Here is an 18,034-nt window from a genome sequence, read left to right as displayed (position 1 = left end):
CGGTGGCACCTGCCGGACCGGCGTCCATCCGATGCTGCTCCGACAGTGGCACCCCACCGATTTAGAAGGCCCGGCGACGGCCGGAGGAGAAGAGACCGTGACGAATTCGCAGATGATCCTGGGCATGCAGCTCGGCAACGGCTACGGTTCCCAGCTGGCCGCCTGGCGGGCGCCCGGGGTGGACCCGTCCAACTACACCGATGTCGACGCCCAGGTGCGCTACGCCCAGGCCGCCGAACGCGGCAAGTTCGCGTTCCTGTTCCTGCCCGACTTCCTGGCCCTGAGCGGGAACCCGGAGCATGAGGCCCCCATGCTCACCCTCGAGCCCATGCTGACGCTGGCGGCCATCGCCCGCGGCACCCAACGCATCGGCCTGGTGGCCACCGGGTCGACGACCTTCAACGAGCCCTACAACCTCGCCCGGCAGTTCAAGGCCCTGGACGTGATGAGCCACGGGCGTGCCGGCTGGAACGCGGTGACCACCAGCGACCCCGCCTCCGCGGCCAACTTCGGCCGGCAGATCGCCCCCCGCCCCCAGCGCTACCAGCGCGCCCACGAGATGATCCAGATCACCCAGGCGCTGTGGGGCAGCTGGCAGCCCGACGCCTGGCTCAAGGACACGAGCACCGGGCGGTTCGCCGACCCGGGGAAGATCCAGCCCATCAACCTGGGCGGGGAGCACGTCGCCGCCCGGGGGCCGCTGCCCATTCCGCCCTCGGAGCAGGGCCAGCCGGTGATCTTCTCCGCCGGCGGTGGGGACTACGGGCTGGAACTGGCCGGGCGCTACGCCAGCGCGGTCATCGGGGCGGTGTTCACCATCGAGGACGCCCGGGCCCAGCGTGAGGCGGTCCGCGACGCGGCACGCCGGGCCGGACGGAACCCTGAGGAGGTGAAGTTCTTCGCCGGGGTGATGCCGGCGATCGGCCCCACCAAGCGCGCCGCCCTGGACCGCCGTGTGGCCCTGGGCGAGCACATCTTCCCGGCCCGTGTCCCGTACCTGGGGTCCATGCTGGGACTGGAGCTGGACGTCGACCAGCTGGACCAGCCGCTGAGCCTCGCCCAGCTGGCGGACGCCCGCCCCAGTCCCTTCGATCCCCGCTCCCCGCGGGCCCTGGAGGTCGCCCGGGAAGGGTGGACCCTCCGCGACATCCTCGCCCACGGGGTCATCGACTACCACCCGACACCGGTGGGCCCGGCCTCGGTGACCGCCGACCATCTGCAGGAATGGTTCGAGGCCGGGGCGGCCGACGGCTTCTGGGTCTCCATCGACGTCTACGAGGACGGGATCGACACCTTCGTCGACGAGGTCGTGCCCCTCCTGCAAGAGCGCGGGCTCTACCACCACGACTACGAGGGCTCCACCCTGCGCGGGCACCTCGGCGCCCCCGCCCAGTACGGACTGGACCCCCGGCTCACGGACCTCACCCGGTGACCCCGGCCATGAGCACGTCCACCCACCGGCAGGACATCGACCCGAGGGCCTTCCGGGACGCCCTGGGGCTCTACGCCTCCGGGATCACGGTCATCACCGGCCTCGACGAGCAGGGCCCGATCGGGTTCACCTGCCAGTCCTTCTACAGCGTCTCCACCGCGCCCCCGCTGATCTCCTTCAGCGTCATGAAGACCTCCACCACCTATCCCCGGATCCGGCGGACCGGGAGGTTCGCGGTCAACGTCCTCTCGCACCGCCAGCAGGGGGTCTCGAACCAGTTCGCCCGCAAGGGCGCCGACAAGTGGGCGGACATCCGATGGAGCCCGACCCGGGCGGGCACCCCGGTGCTGGAGGACACCCTGATGTGGCTCGACTGCCAGATCTGGGCCGAGCACGACGCCGGCGACCACCTCATCGTCCTGGGCCAGGTCACCGAGATGAGCCCGGCCGCCCGGCAGGTGCATGAACCCCCCCTGTACTTCCAGGGCCGGTACCGCCGCCTGATCCCGGACGAGGCAGCCTGAACCACGCCACCGCGCCCCGGGCAAGGGCCCCACCACACCTTCAGCGCCGGAACAGCTGCTGATTGACCCTGGACATGTGAGCCAGGAGCGGCCTCTTCCCCTCCGCTTCACAGAGGGCCCATCAAGGGCGAACCGTGCTGCAGTTGAGGTTTCTCTGCGGGTCCCGGCGGTCGATGCAGAACATGCTGGCCTCCGCTGAAGCGCTGCGGGGCAGAGGTGCCAGGTTACGGGTACTGAACCCCGGTGGGGGGAGGGGGGACGTGGATACTGGCACCCCGATGGGCTCAGTGGTCCTCACCGTGATGGCGACCCTGGCGCAGATGGAGGTGGAGGTCACGCGCGAGCGGATCACCGACTCGGTGGCCAAGCGCCAGGCGGGTGGCAAGGACCTGGGCGGGCGACGTCCCACCTTCACCGACTCCCAGACCAGGAATGCGCTGCGTTCAATCGATCCCGGGGAGCGAGCCACCCAGGTCGCCCGCGACCTCGGCATGTCGAGGGCCGCCCTGTACCGGCGGATCCGCGAACTGCCCATGTCGTCCATCTGAGCGTGCGTATGGACCTCGAGTCCGGGCGTCAGCGCCCTCTCCATACGCCCATCGCTCACCCACGGGCCTTTTGTGCCCCTTATGAGCATGAACGAGCAGACGAGGGGCCCCGCTGATGTGCGTTGCGGACAACGTCAAGAATCCCAGTTTGTGTCCGGTCGTGGATCTGCTCAATCCCCGTCGCTCCGGTGGGAACGTGCTCGCATCGGCTGCAGGCAGCCCCTCTGGGCGTGATGCCGGGCGGCGAACCGGGTCCGATGTGTGCCTTGCCGCATCTGTCCGGGCGGCTACCGGGCGTCGTCGGCGGTGCCGTCGAGGTCGACGCTGAGGTCGTGGCCGACGGCGGTCCCGTGCTCCACCGTCCGTGAGACCGTGCAGTACTTGTCGTGGGAGAGAGCGAGGACGCGCTCGACGATCCCGGCGGCCTTGCGCCCGCCCGCGTCGTCGGGGAAGGAGAGGTGGAAGGACAGGTGCAGGTTCTCCAGGCGGTTCGCGCCGCTGTCCTCGATGATCTTGTGCCCGGTGGCCTCGACCCGGAACTGCGAGGGTTCACAGCTGCGGGAGGTGACGGTGTCCACGTCGATGGAGGAGCACCCGGCGATGGCGGCCAGCAGCAGCTCCACCGGTGAGAGCAGGTCCTCGCCCTGGCCGAAGTCGATCTCGGCCCCGGCGGTGTTGCGGGCGGTGTAGCGGCCGGTGGCGGTGCGGGTCAGCGCGACGGAGCGCAGCGTGGGGTCCTGGGGTCCAGTCATGGGTCCATGGTGCCAATCCTGCCGCCGACCCGGGTCAAGCATCCAGAGACGGCTGCTGTCCCTTGCTCCGGAGGTGCGGAGAGGCCTCCGTGGAACACGCCTGTCTGGAATGGGCGTACTTCGCCGCTCACGGCATCAGCCGGCTCCACCGGGGGGTCCTCGACAACGGCGCCAACTACCGAGCGAAGGACATTACGCGCGTCGTCAAGACCTTGGCAGGCCGGCACCAGTAGATCCGCCCCTGCACACCACAGCACAACGGGAAGGTCGAGGGGTTCAACGAAGTGCTGGTCGACGAGGTGTCTACGTTCGCACCTACGCCAGTGAGCAGATCTACCGGGGCGCGATCGGGGGGTGAGTGAACCATCTTAACCAGCATCGGCCGCACACCGCCTGTGGCGACCATCCCTTGGCCTCACGAGTCCCGGTCCGGGTTACTATCGTCACGCCCTCTTGCCACCAGCGGCTCCGGAGGGTGTCGAACTTCCGCTGCTGGTGGCTGCGCAGAGAACCATCGTGATCAGTCCGCGCGGACCCCGGATTTTTGGCCTTGAGGCGTGCGCTCCAGATTCCGATTGCCAGCCCCTTGACGGTGTTCCCCTTCTGCGCGGGCGTCTGCAGTGTCGCCTCGTCACGCTCCACCTCCCCATGTCTGTGGAGGCCCGCTGGAACCGTGCGAGGTCAGGGATCGGAGACGATCGTTCCCCCGAGCTCGTTCTGCAGCTGCTGCAGCGACGCTTCATCGGGCGAGATGATGACCCAGTTCTGCGCGTGCAGGAAAGGGATCCTTCCCCTACTGCCGAGGGTGTTCAGGAAGCCCTCCATGCTCTCTTCGGAACCGGCGACTGCCATCCCCATGAGGCCGTTGGTGCAGTCCAGGAAGGTGGTCTTCGGATCGGCCGGCGCTGACAGCTGATCCGTGCCCGGGCACTCGACACCGGTATCGACGACGTCCTCGCGCAGCGCCACGGCGTCGTCGTAGGTCTTGGCGGGGCCGTTGACCACTGCCTGGATGTCGGTGGCCGTCGGCCCGCAGCCGGTCAGCGCCAGAGCGGAGAGAGAAAGCAGGGCGGTAGTAGCTCGGCGCACGAGAAGCTCCGGTCGTCGGGGATCGAGCATGGGCGCAGGATCAAGCGCGTAGGTCCACGGGCGGACATCCGCTTCGATTCTATGAGGTTTCCCGCCGGTGCGGCGGTGAGAGGCGCGGTGACGGGCAGAGCAGCGCAAGGTGGCATGGCACAGGGCCCTAGCGGGAGAACTGGTTCTCGACCGCGAGGACCATCCGCCGCAAGCACCCTGCGTGTTCGTCGACTGGAGCCATCTGCTTTCGTGCCGATCGAAACCCTGGACGTGTTGGCAGGTCTGCTGCACCGCCACCGCAGGGCGCACGACATTCCGGTCGCACCAGCGGGTCAGGTCGGTCTGCACTCAGGCGACGCACGTCCTGCGCTGGTACCGCGACAGCGCTCGCGTGGGGGCTTTGGCCGTGGCTTGTTGCCTGTCGCAGGTCACGGGCTACCGGTATCTGCACGAGGGCATCGACGTGCTGGCTCCCCAGGCTCCGGAGCTGCACGAGGCTCTGACCCGGGTGCAGGAGGACGGATTGCCCTCCCTGAACCTGGGCGGGACAGTGATCACCACCGACCGTCCGGCCGAACGCGGGGACAACGGCAAGCACCGGTGGTATTCGGGCCAGCACAAGCGTTTCGGCGACGTCCAGGAAACACGATGATCCCACCGGGTTGCCGCTGTGCATCTCCCTGGTGGAGCCGGGCCTGGTCCACGACATCACGGCTGCGCGCACCCACTGCCTGGGAGCCCTGTGCCCGGTTGCCGCGACCGGGACTCTGAGCCCGACGGACAGGGGCTACCCAAACGCCGGCATCGGGATGCGCACCCCGTCATGGGCCATCGTCTGGGAACGGACCATCGCGCCTACAACACCCTGCTGACCGGGATGTGCCAGATCGGCAACGTGCCAACGCCCCGCTATCGCAGCGCCCCGGGCCCGTGCAGGACCCGGGGTCTTGTGGCCACCGCCGGTGGGTGAGGTCGAACACCGTCGGAGGACGTGGGTGCGAGCGGGCGTGTGCGTGTGCCCGCGGGCAACCGTCGGTCAGGCGCCGAACAGTGGTGCGACCGCCTTCACCAGCTGCTGGATTCCCAGCACCCCGAACAGCAGCGCGGTGATGCCCATGGCGATGTTGGTGTGGGCCCTGTTGGACCACTCCTTGGGGATCCGCTTGCCGTTGAGCAGGCCCAGCAGGGTCAGAGCGATGAAGGGCATGAACAGCGAACCCAGCACCCCGTAGGCCAGGATCAGGCCGATGGGCTGGCCCAGGGCGAAGAGGATCATGGGCGGGAACGTCAGCCACAGCACGTAGAAGCGGAAGTACTTGCCTCCAACCCGGGTGTCGGGGTGCCCGGAGCCCTTGCCGCGCACATTGCCCCAGAAGTCGGCGAACATCAGCGACACGCCGTTCCACACCCCGATGATCGAGGAGAAGGACGCCGCCCAGAAGCCGACGAGGAAGCCGATGCCGACCACATCGCCGTACTCCGCGCGCAGCACGGTGGACAGATCCAGCAGCCCCTCGTCGCCGGAGCTCAGGGCGACCCCGGCGGTGCGGACCACCTCGGCGCCCACGATGAGCATCGCCAGCACGAAGATGCCGGTCATCACGTAGGCCATGGAGTTGTCGATGCGCATCACCCGCATCCACTTGGGCGTGTACCAGCCCTTCTCCCGCAGCCAGTAGCCGTAGGCGGCCAGGGTGATGGTGCCCCCGACGCCCCCGGCCAGGGCCAGGGTGTAGAGCACCCCGCCGTCGGGGATCAGCGGAATCAGGCCCTTGGCCATCTCCGGGAGGTTGGGCGTGGCCAGGACGGCCAGGCCCACGACGGTGACGAACATCAGCCCGACCAGGGCGGCGGTGATCTTCTCGAACGTGGCGTACTTGCCGAACCAGACCATGACGAAGCCCAGCAGGCCCATCATGATGGCCCAGGCCCACAGCGGCAGCACCGGGAACAGGGCGGCCAGCGGCAGTGCTGCCGAGGACATCGCGGTGGCTCCGTAGACGAAGCCCCAGATCATGATGTAGGGGCCGAAGTACCAGCTCGTCCACCGCCCCAGAGAGCGCCAGCCTTCGAAGATGGTCTTGCCGGTGGCCAGGGTGAAGCGCCCGGCGCCCTCGACCAGGATGATCTTGAGGACCACCCCCACGATCACCGCCCAGAAGAGGGCATAGCCGTACCGGGAGCCGGCCACCAGGGTGGCCACCATGTCGGCCGCACCCACACCGGTGGCCGCGACCACCAGGCCCGGTCCCACGATCTTCCACTTCGCCGGGGCCCCGCCGTCGTCATCCACCCGGGCCTCATGCCGCACGGCGGCATGCTGTTCTGCAGTCATAGGTTCTGTCGAGTTCCTCGCATCGATACGGTGAGCACTTCTGCACCGCGCGTGGTGGACGGGCCGGTGGCCGCACTAAGGTGCGCCACCGTGGGCGCGTCGATCGCGCTCGGTCCCCACGCCACGACGTGTTTCCAGAAGTGACCCCTGTCACGGCCCAGTGTATACGTATGCACCAGTGTGTCCCGCATCGCCCGAGAAAGTACCGGATGGCCGGAGCACGAGATTCCGGTGGTTACGGTGTCGAACTGCCCGGGGAGATCGGTGCAGGACATGCCCGCCACCGCCGAGCAACTGCGGAGCAGGGGAGCGGGGTTGCGCGTGTTCGACCTGGGCGGGGGAGACGTGGACACCGCTGAGGCGGGCCTCCGTCCAGAAGGCCCGCCTCAGGAGTGCGGTGCGTGGGTGATTACCGTGCCGTCTGCCCGATGGTGGCGAGGTCGAGGTCCTTGGTCTCCGGGGCGAAGGAGACCGAGAGCATCGCGATGGCGGTGGTGGCGATGATGATCAGCACCACCACGTCCGTGCCGCCGGTCCACAGCACGATGGCTCCGGCCAGGGCGGGCATGAACCCGGCCAGCAGGATGGAGGCCATCTGGTAGCCCACCGAGATCCCGGAGTAGCGCACCGCGGTGGGGAACAGCTCGCAGTACAGCGCCGGCAGCGGGGCGTAGACCAGGGCGTGGCCCAGGGCCAGGAACAGGGCCACCCCGGCGATGATCGCCCACTGCTGGCCGGTCTGGACCAGGGCGAAGATCGGCCAGGCCGTGAGGATGATCGCCGCCCCGCCCAGGAAGAACGTCTTCTTGCGCCCGATCCGGTCCGAGAGCGCCCCGAAGACCGGGATCATCACGATGTTCAGCGCCGAGCCGATCATCACGGCCACCAGCCCGTAGTTGCGCGGGACCCCCAGGGTGGTGGTGACGTAGGAGAGGACGAAGACGGTGAACAGGTAGTAGTTGCCGGCCTCGGCGAAGCGGCCGAAGATCGCGATCAGCAGCGGCTTGCGGTGGTGGGCGAACAAGACCTTCAGCGGGGCCTTGTGCTGCTCCCCGGCCTCGAGCATGCGGGCCTGCTCGGCCAGGAACTCCGGGGACTCCGCGGCGTTGAGCCGGATGTAGAGACCCACCGCGGCCAGCACCACGGCCAGCAGGAACGGCACCCGCCAGCCCCAGGTCTCGAAGGCGTCCCCGGAGATCGCCGCGGAGGCGGTCACCGCGGCGGTGCCCAGCAGCAGCCCGCAGGAGACCCCGATCTGGGGCCAGGAGCCGTAGAACCCGCGCCGGCCCTTCGGGGCGTTCTCCACGGCGATGATCGCCGCCCCGCCCCACTCCCCGCCCACGGCGAAGCCCTGGGCCAGGCGCAGCACGCACAGCAGGATCGGGGCCCAGATCCCGACCTGGGCGTAGGTCGGGAGCAGGCCGATGAGCACGGTGGCCACGGTCATGATGGCGAAGGTCAGGATCAGGGTGGCCTTGCGCCCGATCCGGTCCCCGAGGTGGCCGGCGACGAAGGCCCCGACGGGCCGGGCGACGAACCCGACGCCGAAGGTCGCCAGGGCGGCGATCTGCCCGATCCCCGGGGCCATGGCGGGGAAGAACAGCGGCCCGAAGACCAGGGCGGCGGCGGTGGCGTAGACGGTGTATTCGTACCACTCGACGATGGCGCCGATGGTGCCCGAGTACAGGGTGCGGCGACGCACCTGCTCGGGGGTCATGGAGGCGGTGATGGCCATGGAAGGCTCCGTTCCGGAAGGACGGTGGTCGGAATGAGACGGTGGGAGGGGCGGTGGCGGCCGGCGGCTGGGGGCCGACGGAGTGGTCGGATCAGGGCGCAGCGGTTCCGAGAACGATGGCGGCGCGGGTGACTTCGCGCGCCATGGACTTCTCCAGGGCCGTTCCGAGGTCGTCGAGGCTGAACTCGGCGTCGACGAGGCGATCGAAGGCGTAGGTGTTGAGGTTGCGGGCCAGGAAGTCCAAAGCCTTGGCCAGGTAGCGGCCGTCATAGCGGTCCACGTGCTTGATGGTCAGAGCCTTGCGGGTGACGTAGCCGGGATCGAAGGGAACCGTGGACCCGGGGGAGAGGTTGCCCATCACCAGGTAGCGCCCACCGCGACGCAGCTGCTGGAGGCCTTCGCTGAAGGCGGCCGGGACCCCGGTGACCTCCACCGCCACATCAGGTCCACGGCCACCGGTGAGCTCCTTGATGTGGGCCACACGGTCCTCGAGGTCGGGGATCTCGGTGAGGTCCACGACGTCGTCGGCCCCGAAGCGCTGGGCCTGCTCCAGTCGGGAGGCGACTGCGTCGATGACGATGACATGGGCACCACGGGTCTTGGCCAGGGCCGCGGCGTTGAGCCCGAGGCCCCCGGCGCCTTGGATCAGCAGCGTCTCTCCGTACTGCAGGCCGATGGAGTCCAGTCCGAACATGACCTGGGACAGCGCGCAGTTGGCACTGGCGGCCACGGAGTCGGGGATCGTGTCCGGGACCTTGTAGACGTGCTGGCGGGGGTGGACGACGTAGTGGGTGGCGAAGGCGGCGTGGAAGTGAGGGTATTCCTCGGGCTGCCGGCCGAAGAACTGGTAGGCGTTGTCGCAGAGGTTGCGCTGTCCGTCGGCGCAGCGCTGGCACTGCTCACAGGTCTGGAAGTAGGTGCACACCACGCGGTCTCCGACGCTGAGCAGGTCGCCGCGGCTGTCGGTGGCCTTGCCGGGCCCGAGGGAGGAGACCCGCCCGACCATTTCGTGACCCAGTCCGCCGCGCTTTTTCACGGGGTGGCGGCCGTTCCAGATGTGCAGCTCGGACCCGCAGACGTTGGCGCGGGTGATCTCCATGACGAGTTCGCTGGGTGCAGGCTCCGGGACGGGGTACTCGGCGTACTCGAGCACGCGGGGTTCGGCCATGAAGGCCAGGCGGCCCATGAGCGGCGAGGTGGTCATGGTGTTCCTCCAAGATCGGTGGCGTGTCGGTGATTGCTGGGCCGGGGGTCCGGGTCGGCGGTAGGGCTGGTGTGGGTCCGTCGCCGGCGTCGCCCGCCCGTGCGGGCAGAGCCGGCAACAGGGTCAAGGGGTGCCCGTACCTGGTGCGGTGGGGCTCAGTCGACCAGTGTCGTCCTGCTGTCCGGGGCGTGAGTACGGGTGTGGTCGGTACGGTCGAGAATGGCGTACATCTTCGTGTGGTCCTCGGGCCCGAAGCCCTTCTCGACGGTCTGGCGCCACAGGTCGGCGCAGTGGTGGCTCAGTTCGGCCGCTACGCCCAGTTCCTCGGCCAGGGCCAGGGCGATGTTCACGTCCTTGGTCATCAGTCCGATGGGGAACCCGGAGGCGAAGGTGCCCGAGAGCATGAACTGGGCGACCTTGTTCTCGGAGGTGTTGCTGCGCCCGGACGAGGCATTGAGCACGTCGGTGAGGGTCTGCGGGTCGATCCCGAAGCGTTCCCCGATGTGCAGGGCTTCGACGGTCACGGCCACCGAGGCCGCCGAGACGAGGTTGTTCAGCGCCTTGGCTGCGTGCCCGGACCCGGGGGCGCCGACGTGGATGGTAGACCTGCCCATCACCCTGAAGAGCGGCATCGCCTCGTGCACGTCCGCGACTGCCCCGCCGGCCATGATGGCCAGCTGGCCGTTGACCGCCCCGCGCACACCGCCGGAAACCGGGGCGTCGACGTAGCGCATGCCCTTCTCCTCCAGGACGGCGCCCAGCTGCTGGGAGCGGGTGGGCTCGGCCGAGGACATGTCGATGAACAGGGTGTTCAGCGAGGCCGCCGCCACGACCTGGTCCTGCAGCAGGGCCGCCTCGACGATCGCGGAGGTGGGCAGCATCGTGATGATCACATCGGCGTTCCGCCATCCCGCGGTGGCTGCGGCGGTGGGGTGGGTGGTGAGGAACTTCTCCACCGCCTCGGTGCTGGCATCGTGGACGATCAGCTCGTGGCCGGCTTCGGCCAGGCGCCCGGCCATGGGGAAGCCCATGTTGCCCAGGCCGATGAACCCGATGGTGCTCATGCCTGGGCCTCCGTGGCCGTCGTTGCTTCGGCGTCCATCTCGGTGAAAACCTCCCGGGCCAGCCGGAAGCTCTCCAGGGCGGCCGGGACCCCGCAGTAGACGGCGACCTGGAGGAAGACCTCCTGGATCTGCTCCTTGGTCACCCCGTTGCGGATCGCCCCGCGCACGTGGACCTTCAGCTCGTGCGGGCGGTTCAGGGCGGAGATCATGGCCAGGTTGATCAGGCTGCGCTGGGCGCGCTCCAGGCCCGGGCGGTTCCACACATCGCCCCAGCAGTACTGGGTGACCAGCTCCTGCATCGGCATCGAGAACGCATCGGCCCCATCGAGGCTGCGTTGGACGTAGGCGTCGCCGAGGACCTCCCGGCGGGTGGCCAGACCCTTCTCAAACAGTTCCTGGTTCAATCTGCCACTCCTTCGTCGGTGCCGCCGCGGTTCCAGACGGCTTGGATATTGGTGAACTCGTGGACCCCGAAGTGGGACAGTTCCCGGCCATAGCCGCTGTTCTTCACCCCACCGATGGGAATCCGCGGATCGGAGACGGCGATGCCGTTGATGAACACCCCGCCCACCTGAAGGCGCCGGGCCACCGTCGAGGCCAGGTCGGCATCGGCGGTCCACAGGCTGGCGGAGAGCCCGAACTGGGAGTCGTTGGCCTTGACGATCGCGTCCTCCAGGTCCTCGGCGAGGACCAGGGAGGCGACCGGGCCGAAGATCTCCTCACGGAAGGACGTCATCGAGGCGGTGACCCCGGCCAGCACGGTGGGTGAGTAGAAGTTGCCCGGCCCCTCGATCAGCTCCCCGCCCACCAGTAACTCAGCGCCCTCGGCGAGGGTGCGCTGGACCTGGGCGTGAATCTCCTGGCGGATGTCCTCGCGGGCGATGGGCCCGATGTAGGTGCTCTCCTCCGTGGGATCGCCCACCGTCAGATTCTCAACCTTGGCCACGAAGCGGTCCGTGAACTCCTGGGCGATCTCCCGGTGGAGGATGATGCGCTTGGCCGCAATGCAGATCTGGCCGCTGTTCTGGAACCGGCCATGGACCGCCGCCTCCACGGCCTCCTCCACATCCGCATCCGCCAGGACGATGAAGGCGTCCGACCCACCCAGCTCCAGGACGCTGCGCTTGACGACCCGCCCCGCCTGGGAGGCGATGGCCGCCCCGGCTCCCACGCTGCCGGTGACGGTCACGGCTGCGATCCGCGGATCCGCAATCGTCGCCGACACTACGTCGTTGTCGGCGTTGAGGACGCTGAAGGCTCCCTCCGGCAGCCCGGCTTCCCGCCACAAGCCCTCGATCGCCACACCGCAGCCGACCACGTTGGGGGCGGGCTTGAGCACGTAGGCGTTACCGCCGAGCAGGATCGTGATGCCTCCGCGCATCACCTGCCACACGGGGAAGTTCCACGGCTCCACCGCCAGCACCGGCCCCAGGGGCAGGTAGGACACGTGGGCCTCGGGACCGATCCGGGTGGGGGTGTCGGCGAGGATGTCCGCCCCGTTCTCGGCGTACCAGGACATCACCCGGGCCGCCTTCTCCACCTCCGCCCTCGACTGGGTGACGGGCTTGCCCATCTCGGCGGTGATCATCGCAGCCAGCTGCTCGAGATCACGTCGCATCAGATCCGCCATCCGAGCCAGGACCTCACACCGCGTGGCAGGGCTGGTCCGGCTCCACTGCTCGAACCCAGCCTGCACCCGGTGCAGGACGCCGTTGAGGTCCTCGGCGCCGACGAAAGGGTAGGTGGCGATCACCTCGCCGGTGGCGGGGTTGCGCGACGTCGCCGTCGCAGATGCTTGGACAGTCACGATTACGGTCCTTTCCGGGGCCGGGTCAGGGAAAGTGCGCGAGGTGGTCCGCTGCCCTCACAGGCACGATGAGAGGCAACGTCCACCCGGGGGTCAGCCGGTGGACGGGAGGGCTCCCGTCCACCGGCCGGCCCGAACCGGCGACGGCGGGGCCTCCACCACGTCGTGCCGCTGGTGTGGCCTAGAGGGGGATCCGACCCCCGGTCGCTGTGAGGAAGGTGGTTGCTGGATGTGGTAGATCTCTTGCTCTCATCGGTTCACATCTGTCTCGTCCTGTGCCAGCGACCTCTTGATAAAAGGTTAGGGGGGTGTCACTCTGCTGCGAACAAGCAGTTTCGGAACCTAAACTTCTGGGAAAGAGAACGATGGAGTTCGTCCAACTGGAAATGTTCGTGGCCGTGGCGGAGCACGGCGGGATCACCGCCGCCGCCGAGAAGCTGCTGCGGGCTCCTTCGAATGTGTCCACCCGCATTCGGCTCCTGGAGAAGGAGCTGGGCATGGACCTGCTGCTGCGCGACAAGCGGCAGGTCACTCTCTCGGCCGAAGGGGAGGCGTTCCTGGAATACGCCCGACGGCTGATCGACATCGCCGGGGACGCCAAGTCCCTGGCCACCGGCGAACAGCCCCGCGGTCGGTTCCGCATCGGGGCCCTGGAGAGCACCTCGGCGGTGCGGATCCCGTCCCTGCTGGCCGAGTTTCACCTCAAGTACCCGGCGGTGGATCTCGAACTGGCAGCCGGGGCTTCCGGCATGCTCTTCGACCACTTGCTCAGTGGGCAGGTCAACGCCGTCTTCACCGACGGGGCGCCGGCCTCTCCGGTGCTCACGGGCCTGCGGGCCTTCACCGAGGACCTGGTCATCCTCACCCCCGAATCGGTGGAGATCATCGACGAGGGATTCCGGGCTTCCAACCCCACGGCCTTCGTCTTCGGCACCGTGTGCTCCTACCGGCAACGGTTCGAGGAATGGATGGAGCAGAGCAGCATCACCCCGGGCCGCGTCGTGGAGATCTCCTCCTACTACAGCATGCTCGCGTGCGTGGCCGCCGGGGCCGGGATCTGCATGATGCCGCGCAGCCTCTACGAGACCCTGCCCGGCGGCAACCGCGTCACCTGCCACCCCATCGAAGGCGAGCTGGGGAACGTGGAAACCTGGCTCACCTGGCGCCGCGACGCCCGCTCCGCCAACCTCCGGGCCTTCGTGCGCCAGACCAAGGAGCACTTGGCGCACCTCGCCGACCAGCAACCGGCTGTCGCCGCATAGCACCACCGTCCTCGCCCAACCCCTGCCACGCACCGTAGGCGGGAGACTCACCCCGTTCGCAGCACCCGTGCGACACCCATCCGCTGGGCCTCGTACCGTTCCCCAAGCTCCCACCGGCGCTGCTGTTCGGCGCGCCGGCGGGCCATCACCTCGCCCCAACGCCCGGACACAACCAGTAGGGTCTGCAGGTCGCTGGTCAGCGGGTCGTTCGCGCCGTCGGGTCGAGTGCTCCGCGAGGTCGGGGAGCACCACCATGGCGCTCCTGGCGTGTCCTGTTATTGGGCCACTACGACATCCCGGGTAAAGGTGGTGAGAAGGCCTCATGCAGGCAGTGCGTGGTGAGGTCGGCAGTGGTGCCGTAGTCGCAGTGATGGTTGTCAGCCACATGGATGGCCTTGAGAGCCAGGTGTGGTTGGCGCTGTCGCATTGGTCGTCACCACGCTGGACGGGCTGAGACGCTCGACGCAGAACCTGCTCACCCTCGTCGAGGAACTGCACAGCAGGGCGCGTGTCCGAGAGGTCTGAACCCCGAGGGGGTCCATGGTCTTCACCGTCATGGCGACCTCGACGCAGATGGAGCTGGAAATCCAGCGGGAGTGGACCACCGACCCGGTGGGCCGAACGGCGGATCGCCGGCCACCCAGGTCGTCCGCGACCTGGGAATGTCGAGGGGTCCCCTCTACCGGCGGATTCGGGACCTCACCATGCCGACAACCATTTGAGCGAACGGTTGTCGATGAATTGGGCGAGGCGTGGGTTCCTCCGTCCGGCGACCGCAGAGTGCTGGACGGGTGCGGCAGGCGATCCCCTCGCGTGCACGGTGTGGCTCGCAGGACTTCATGGGATCTTGAGGATTGCTCAACGGGAGCGCAAGGTGCGGCACGGACCCTGGGGACAGGACGGTCCCGGGGTTCCGGGGCCGCAGACACGGCTCGTGGCCGGGACCCTGGGGGTGCCGGGGCCGGCCTGGCACACCTGGGGGAGTCATGAGTTGGAGGCCCACAACGGAAGGATCCGACCTGGCGGGCGCCGCGGGCGGTGCCCGCAGGTCCTCCAGGCGGTCGGTGGGTGTTGACGCGGCCCGCGGGCTGGCGCTGATCGGGCTGATGGCCGTGCACGTCCTGCCCGGCCGCGGCGACGTGACCCAGGAGCCGACCGGATCGTCCCTGTTCTTGTCGGGGAACTCGGCGGCGCTGCTCACCTTGCTGGCCGGGGTGGGGCTGGCGCTGTCCTGCGGGGGGCGGTTCCCGCACACCGGCAGGTGGCTGGCCGCCGACCGGGTGGGGGTGGCCGTGCGGGCGGTGCTCATCGCCGTGGTGGGCCTGGGGATCGGTACGGTGATGCCCCAGGACGGCCCGGTGGACAGCCTCTTGTTCTCCTACGGGGTGTTGTTGCTGCTGGCGATCCCGTTCCTGCACCTGTCCGCGGCGGCGCTGTTGGCCTGCGCGGCGGTCTTCTGGCTCGTGGGTCCGCTGCTGGTGCAGGCCCTGGCGGAGGTCCTCCCCGTCCACGTCTCCTCCCGGACGGTCGCCGATGTGGTGGGCGAGCCGGGTGGGACGATCTGCCAGCTGCTGCTGACCGGCGCCTACCCGGTCCTGCCGTACCTGGTCTATCTGCTGGTCGGACTGGGCGTGGGGCGGGTGCACCTGCGCGAGAAGGCGGTCCAGATCCGCCTGCTGGTGGTGGGCGCAGGACTGGTGGTCTTCGCCGGGGCCGCCCCCTCCGTCGTGGACTCCGCCTTCGGCGGGTACGGCCGTTTGCCCCAGACCGGGGGGATGAGCCAGGACGAGCTCGGGGAGGCGCTGGTGCGGGGGCCGGGTTCGTTGCCCACCGACACCTCGTTGGCGATCGCCGCCGGCCTGGGCGTGGGACTGCTGGTGCTGGGGGCCTGCCTGCTGATCGGCAGGAAGTCCGGGGCGTGGTTGTCGCCGCTGTCGGCGATGGGTGCGATGGCCCTGACCCTGTACACCGCCCACCTGGTGGCGGTGTCCCTCGGGGTCGGCCACGGCCTGCCCTACACCTGGGTCGTCCTCCATCTGGGGGCGGCGGCCTGGTGCGCCCTCGCCTGGCAACGAGCACTGGGCCAGGGACCGCTGGAACGGGTGGTCAGCACGAGTGTGGGCACCGCCCGCCGCACCGTGCTCCACCGCCCCCACCGCAACCACTGGCTCTACCAGCAGTGAGCACCGATCGAGGCGGACTCTCCCGGGCCGTGCCTGCCGCAGCGGGCGGACTCCCCGGTGGGGAGGCACTCGGCGCGGCAGATTCGCCAGATCATCATCGACACCGGCTGCCGGACCCTTCGGCAACCGGGCTTCCGACCGGTCCGTGGGGTTCTTCGGCCAGCGGGCCGGTCCTGGACCCAGGAGCCATCATGGTCGTGTCCCTGACCGGTCGGGCCCCGGTGGTCGACGAGGAGATCGATGTGGCGCGGTTGATCGAGGTGTACCTGCGCAAGGCCGGTCTGGAGGTGGTCGTGCGGCACGAGGAGAGCGAGGCCGTGGCCGCGGACGACTACGTGACCACACCGTTCAGCCCGCGCGAGCTCGTGGCCCGGGTCCAGGCGATGCTGCGCCGCTCCCGCGGCCGCGCCCGTCCCGACGAGCCCGCGGCCGGGTCCGATCCGGCGGCCCGGGCCCGGGTGATCGGGGATCTGGTGGTGGACGAGGCCGCCCGACAGGTCCGTGTGGGCGGGAAGGCGGTGGAGTTGACGCGGATCGAGTTCGACCTGCTGGCCGCCCTGGCCGCCCACCCGCAGCTGGTGCTCTCCCGCCGGCAGCTGGTGGAGATGGTCTGGGACGCGCACTGGTCCGGGGACGCCCACCTGGTGGATGTGCACATCGGGCGGATCCGCAAGAAGCTCGGCGACGAGGCCGCCAGCCCGCGGTTCATCCACACCATCCGCGGGATCGGCTACCGGATGGGGACCGGGCGATGACCACCACAGGCCGCCTCGTGTCCTGGGGCCCGCTGACAGTGCGGCTGATGCTGGCGCAGATCTCGGTCCTGCTGGCCGGTCTGGCGATCGTACTGTGCACGTGAACGCATCACCGATTCGGTGGCTCAGCGCAGAGTCACCGGCAAGGGCTCCGGCGGGCGGCGTCCGACGTTCACGGACTGCCAGATGCGCCACGCGCTGCGGCTGACCGAGGCGGGAGAGCCGGTGACCCAGGTGGCCCGGGAGCTCGGCGTGTCTCTGGCCTCCTCTACCGGTGCCTCCAAGAGCTGCCCCCGGCGAAGGTGTGAGCCCGAGTGCGCGGGTGCCTCGCACGGAGCGTGACACTGGGACCACGGGCAAAGGGGTGGGGAAGATTTCCCGGACCGTGGAGCAGGTGACTAAAACCTGTCACACTCATTCCACGTGTATCCCCATTCACGTGTGTGAGAAAAGCCGGACCCCATGGCCCGGCTTTTCTCACGCCCCCGGGAGGTCCTGTCGAGGGTGCCCGATGGCTTCCAAGTCTCCAGCCCTTTTGTAAAAGTAAATAGTGTGAAATACATGGAGGGTTGTCCGCGTCCAGGAAACATACTCGGTATCACCTTCGTAAATTCGGTGCGGGCCTTAATTTGCTCTTGTGACAACAAGGTCGTTTCGGAGACCGCGCCTCCGACAGCGCGCTGACTAGGGGGAGGAGCAGGGAAGGCTCCTGCGGGCCAGCGCTTGGAGAACAGGATCTCACTGTGGTCCCGACCGTAAGAACTGCTGGGTTAACACATGGGAAATTTGCTTGTGCGCGCGGTTTGCTATCGCCTACTCTGAGGCCACTGGCTTCGCTATCGGGAAGTCTCGTGATCTATTGAGGGGGAATACAGATGGACACGCTGCACAAGACACTGGCCGGGGCCGCTCTGACCGGTCTGCTCGTGACGGGCGGGGCCTCCGCTCCGGCGTTCGCGGGGGACAACAAGGGCGACGACAACGGCGGCTACAGCCACGACAAGAACCACGACAAGGACCGCGGCAAGGGCAAGGATCGTGACCGCGACGACGAGACCAAGAACGGCGAGGTCGACGTCAAGGTCAAGTACCGCCACCACGGCAAGTGGAAGGTCAAGGAGTACGAGGACGTCAGCCTGAAGAAGGCCGCCTCCATCGCCAAGGACAAGGCCGACGGCGGCAAGTGGGACAACTACTACCGCGACGCCAAGTACACCGACAAGACCGACAAGACCGTCAAGACGGTCGACAAGAAGTGGGTCAAGGTCTACTTCGAGCAGGACAAGGACCACGGCCACGACAAGGACAAGGGCCACGGCAAGGGCAACGGCCACAAGCACTGAGTCCAGGCCC

The 18,034-nt window shown here is 68.5% G+C and carries 16 protein-coding genes and 3 pseudogenes; 11 read left to right on the top strand and 8 right to left on the bottom strand.

Translation table 11 applies throughout. The annotated features are described in order from the left end of the window. The first annotated feature begins 97 nt into the window (after window positions 1–97). The 3 genes and pseudogenes from ACYSMR_RS02515 to ACYSMR_RS02505 all read left to right on the top strand — a co-directional run. Entirely contained in the window at window positions 98–1,432 is a 1,335-nt protein-coding gene (locus tag ACYSMR_RS02515) for an NtaA/DmoA family FMN-dependent monooxygenase (RefSeq protein ID WP_309126102.1), read from the top strand. 8 nt (window positions 1,433–1,440) lie between these two features. Next, window positions 1,441–1,956, top strand: coding sequence for a flavin reductase family protein (locus tag ACYSMR_RS02510; RefSeq protein WP_461747277.1), 516 nt, complete (start codon window positions 1,441–1,443; stop codon window positions 1,954–1,956). 167 nt (window positions 1,957–2,123) lie between these two features. Further along, a pseudogene (locus tag ACYSMR_RS02505) lies at window positions 2,124–2,504 on the top strand (recombinase family protein); the annotation flags it as partial. Between the two features lie 287 nt (window positions 2,505–2,791). On the opposite strand, the gene ACYSMR_RS02500 reads toward ACYSMR_RS02505, so the two are convergent. Then, window positions 2,792–3,256 carry an OsmC family protein gene (locus ACYSMR_RS02500; protein ID WP_461747276.1) on the bottom strand — a complete coding sequence of 155 codons (465 nt, stop codon included), beginning with the start codon at window positions 3,254–3,256 and terminating at the stop codon, window positions 2,792–2,794. 113 nt (window positions 3,257–3,369) lie between these two features. Here ACYSMR_RS02500 and ACYSMR_RS02495 point away from each other — a divergent pair. Beyond that, window positions 3,370–3,710 (top strand): annotated as a pseudogene (locus ACYSMR_RS02495) (integrase core domain-containing protein); the annotation flags it as partial. 227 nt (window positions 3,711–3,937) lie between these two features. Here the strand turns inward: ACYSMR_RS02495 and ACYSMR_RS02490 are convergent. Continuing rightward, window positions 3,938–4,375 (bottom strand): hypothetical protein, encoded by a 438-nt coding sequence (locus tag ACYSMR_RS02490; protein WP_461747275.1) that lies wholly within the window; start codon window positions 4,373–4,375, stop codon window positions 3,938–3,940. Between the two features lie 181 nt (window positions 4,376–4,556). Here ACYSMR_RS02490 and ACYSMR_RS02485 point away from each other — a divergent pair, with 181 nt between their 5' ends. Beyond that, entirely contained in the window at window positions 4,557–4,988 is a 432-nt protein-coding gene (locus ACYSMR_RS02485) for a hypothetical protein (protein ID WP_461747274.1), read from the top strand. A gap of 384 nt (window positions 4,989–5,372) precedes the next feature. Here the strand turns inward: ACYSMR_RS02485 and ACYSMR_RS02480 are convergent, their stop codons facing one another. Beyond that, window positions 5,373–6,671 (bottom strand): Nramp family divalent metal transporter, encoded by a 1,299-nt coding sequence (locus ACYSMR_RS02480; RefSeq protein ID WP_461747273.1) that lies wholly within the window; start codon window positions 6,669–6,671, stop codon window positions 5,373–5,375. A gap of 252 nt (window positions 6,672–6,923) precedes the next feature. Between ACYSMR_RS02480 and ACYSMR_RS02475 the strand changes: the two are divergent. Continuing rightward, window positions 6,924–7,028 (top strand): annotated as a pseudogene (locus tag ACYSMR_RS02475) (recombinase family protein); the annotation flags it as partial. 52 nt (window positions 7,029–7,080) lie between these two features. Here ACYSMR_RS02475 and ACYSMR_RS02470 read toward each other — a convergent pair. The 5 genes from ACYSMR_RS02470 to ACYSMR_RS02450 all read right to left on the bottom strand — a co-directional run bounded on the left by ACYSMR_RS02470 (window position 7,081) and on the right by ACYSMR_RS02450 (window position 12,481). Then, complete coding sequence (locus ACYSMR_RS02470; protein WP_461747272.1) at window positions 7,081–8,406, bottom strand: MFS transporter; 1,326 nt, start codon at window positions 8,404–8,406, stop codon at window positions 7,081–7,083. A gap of 91 nt (window positions 8,407–8,497) precedes the next feature. Then, on the bottom strand, window positions 8,498–9,610 hold the full coding sequence (locus ACYSMR_RS02465) for a zinc-binding dehydrogenase (protein WP_461747271.1): 1,113 nt from the start codon (window positions 9,608–9,610) through the stop codon (window positions 8,498–8,500). A gap of 155 nt (window positions 9,611–9,765) precedes the next feature. Further along, window positions 9,766–10,674 (bottom strand): NAD(P)-dependent oxidoreductase, encoded by a 909-nt coding sequence (locus ACYSMR_RS02460; RefSeq protein ID WP_461747270.1) that lies wholly within the window; start codon window positions 10,672–10,674, stop codon window positions 9,766–9,768. Continuing rightward, window positions 10,671–11,078 carry a 4-carboxymuconolactone decarboxylase gene (gene pcaC, locus ACYSMR_RS02455; RefSeq protein ID WP_461747269.1) on the bottom strand — a complete coding sequence of 136 codons (408 nt, stop codon included), beginning with the start codon at window positions 11,076–11,078 and terminating at the stop codon, window positions 10,671–10,673. Before pcaC ends, ACYSMR_RS02460 begins: the two co-directional genes overlap by 4 nt. After that, the gene (locus ACYSMR_RS02450) at window positions 11,075–12,481 is read right to left on the bottom strand and encodes an NAD-dependent succinate-semialdehyde dehydrogenase (RefSeq protein ID WP_461747268.1); all 1,407 of its coding nucleotides are present in this window, start codon (window positions 12,479–12,481) and stop codon (window positions 11,075–11,077) included. The genes pcaC and ACYSMR_RS02450 overlap by 4 nt, the downstream gene beginning before the upstream one ends. A 365-nt stretch (window positions 12,482–12,846) precedes the next feature. Here ACYSMR_RS02450 and ACYSMR_RS02445 point away from each other — a divergent pair, with 365 nt between their 5' ends. From ACYSMR_RS02445 to ACYSMR_RS02425, 5 genes are all read left to right on the top strand, one after another. Then, the gene (locus tag ACYSMR_RS02445) at window positions 12,847–13,743 is read left to right on the top strand and encodes a LysR family transcriptional regulator (protein ID WP_461747267.1); all 897 of its coding nucleotides are present in this window, start codon (window positions 12,847–12,849) and stop codon (window positions 13,741–13,743) included. Between the two features lie 1,064 nt (window positions 13,744–14,807). Then, the gene (locus tag ACYSMR_RS02440) at window positions 14,808–15,926 is read left to right on the top strand and encodes a heparan-alpha-glucosaminide N-acetyltransferase domain-containing protein (RefSeq protein WP_461747266.1); all 1,119 of its coding nucleotides are present in this window, start codon (window positions 14,808–14,810) and stop codon (window positions 15,924–15,926) included. 191 nt (window positions 15,927–16,117) lie between these two features. Beyond that, window positions 16,118–16,681 carry a winged helix-turn-helix domain-containing protein gene (locus tag ACYSMR_RS02435; protein WP_461747265.1) on the top strand — a complete coding sequence of 188 codons (564 nt, stop codon included), beginning with the start codon at window positions 16,118–16,120 and terminating at the stop codon, window positions 16,679–16,681. Between the two features lie 186 nt (window positions 16,682–16,867). Further along, complete coding sequence (locus ACYSMR_RS02430; protein ID WP_461748001.1) at window positions 16,868–17,023, top strand: hypothetical protein; 156 nt, start codon at window positions 16,868–16,870, stop codon at window positions 17,021–17,023. 533 nt (window positions 17,024–17,556) lie between these two features. Beyond that, window positions 17,557–18,024 carry a hypothetical protein gene (locus ACYSMR_RS02425; protein ID WP_461747264.1) on the top strand — a complete coding sequence of 156 codons (468 nt, stop codon included), beginning with the start codon at window positions 17,557–17,559 and terminating at the stop codon, window positions 18,022–18,024. Window positions 18,025–18,034: the final 10 nt, after the last annotated feature.

The sequence above is a fragment of the Kocuria sp. U4B genome (genome assembly GCF_054875615.1).
Note: the sequence above shows the minus strand (reverse complement) of the source record. Positions and strands in the feature narration are given on the sequence as shown.

Coding starts and splice junctions, on each gene's coding strand:
- ACYSMR_RS02510 (WP_461747277.1), top strand. CDS start 1,441: ATGAGCACGTCCACCCACCGGCAGGACATCGACCCGAGGGCCTTCCGG.
- ACYSMR_RS02500 (WP_461747276.1), bottom strand. CDS start 3,256: ATGACTGGACCCCAGGACCCCACGCTGCGCTCCGTCGCGCTGACCCGC.
- ACYSMR_RS02490 (WP_461747275.1), bottom strand. CDS start 4,375: ATGCTCGATCCCCGACGACCGGAGCTTCTCGTGCGCCGAGCTACTACC.
- ACYSMR_RS02480 (WP_461747273.1), bottom strand. CDS start 6,671: ATGACTGCAGAACAGCATGCCGCCGTGCGGCATGAGGCCCGGGTGGAT.
- ACYSMR_RS02470 (WP_461747272.1), bottom strand. CDS start 8,406: ATGGCCATCACCGCCTCCATGACCCCCGAGCAGGTGCGTCGCCGCACC.
- ACYSMR_RS02465 (WP_461747271.1), bottom strand. CDS start 9,610: ATGACCACCTCGCCGCTCATGGGCCGCCTGGCCTTCATGGCCGAACCC.
- ACYSMR_RS02460 (WP_461747270.1), bottom strand. CDS start 10,674: ATGAGCACCATCGGGTTCATCGGCCTGGGCAACATGGGCTTCCCCATG.
- ACYSMR_RS02445 (WP_461747267.1), top strand. CDS start 12,847: ATGGAGTTCGTCCAACTGGAAATGTTCGTGGCCGTGGCGGAGCACGGC.
- ACYSMR_RS02435 (WP_461747265.1), top strand. CDS start 16,118: ATGGTCGTGTCCCTGACCGGTCGGGCCCCGGTGGTCGACGAGGAGATC.
- ACYSMR_RS02430 (WP_461748001.1), top strand. CDS start 16,868: ATGCGCCACGCGCTGCGGCTGACCGAGGCGGGAGAGCCGGTGACCCAG.
- ACYSMR_RS02425 (WP_461747264.1), top strand. CDS start 17,557: ATGGACACGCTGCACAAGACACTGGCCGGGGCCGCTCTGACCGGTCTG.